This window comes from Planktosalinus sp., from assembly GCF_059864935.1.
The window spans coordinates 1-1,460 of the sequence record NZ_JCBCCK010000494.1 but is presented as its reverse complement, the minus strand read 5'-3'; the positions used below and the strand labels follow the sequence as shown (position 1 = coordinate 1,460).

Sequence of the window (1,460 nt, the reverse complement as noted above, 5' to 3'; positions counted from 1 at the left end):
AGGTTTTAAAGGTAGTTCAATGTAGCTTTCCCTTCCGTTTGAGATGTTCCAAGAGTTTACTTCCTGGCCCAAAACGTTGTACATACGGGCACTCTTTACTGTTAATTGCTCAGTAGGGTTGTATATAACTACCTGATCGTTTTGACGATACACCACAATGTTATTGAGCATTTCTTGAGCATTCAGGTTGCTTTCTATATTGTGATTCTTAAAGCGCAGTGAAAAACGCGTATTGTGTTCACCTTTAGCCAAATTAACCAGATAATCACTTTTTCTTAGGTTGTGATAAATTTGTTTTTCGTTGTCATAGAGATAAACAGCTGTGTTTTCGCTCAGGTTTTCAATATGATCTACAGAAAATGTATATCTGCCTTGAAGTTCAGCCATTACGCCCAGGGGATATTTTTTATCTTCATTAAAATAGCCCACTCCCTGAATCAACAGTTTAGCATCAGGGTGCATAAAGTAGAACTGATTGGGGTCTGTTTTACGCAATATGGCGTCATAACCATAATCAATACCTTCAGTTGCTTTATCCTGCATAAAGCCTATGGCAATTTGATGCCTGTAGTTCTCTGCAGAAACCATATTTAAACGAATCCTAACAGGTCCTTCAAAAGCTCCTGTGTTTGAGTTAGTCCCATCAGGTATGCCAAACATTTGCATGCCATCAGTATCATTTTCTCTAACAAATGCCCGTTGGCTGTTTTTAAATATTATTGGAGAATCATTTTGAATTGTAATGTCTTCTCTTGCAGACACGAAGAATCCTTGACCTACAGGAATGTATCTTTGTGGAGTTCGAGAACTTTGAACACTATCATTATTTACCGCATTTACGGCTTCTATTGTTTCTCCTACTTTATTATATTTAGCATAGCCCCCTTTGTACATTGCCAACACATGGCTGTTTGTGGTTTCAAAATGGTCCCAAAATTCCAATGTCCCGTCTATAACTCCAATATTGTCATCAATAAACTGATCAGCATCCAAAGCTGAAGCATAAGGGTTTCCTAAAAGTGTAATTTGTCCGTCAGAAATAGTGTGTGAAATATCCCCGGTGAATGGGACACCGACAAAGGTATAATTTTGAAAATCACCTACAGCACCACTTCCTTTCATGGTATATCCTTGTCCGGCATTGAGCGTTGTACCGGGCATTATTTTTTGCCAGTTGGCATAAAGCGGTCCTGTGCTTTCAAATTTATGTAACCAAGTTGTTGAAATTGAGATAGGCGTTGTTGGTGCTCCATTATACCCGCCTACCCAGGTAATATCTTGTGGAACTTGATTTGTTCCATCTTGCATTACAGAGGCTAAGGTATAAACATCTAAACCATTCCCCACAGGAGAAGACCAATAGTTGTAGTTATACATATTGGCATGACCTTGTTGGTCACGCCACAGTTTTCCATTGGTTGCTATCACTGTTGCACCATCAGGCTGGATCAATTGTGACA

1 protein-coding gene is annotated in these 1,460 nt (G+C 39.2%); it reads right to left on the bottom strand.

Annotated elements, in window-relative coordinates; genetic code table 11:
• Positions 1-1,460: DUF8693 domain-containing protein (locus AC6F75_RS14320; RefSeq protein ID WP_500715768.1), on the bottom strand; the 1,460-nt coding region annotated here is incomplete at both ends.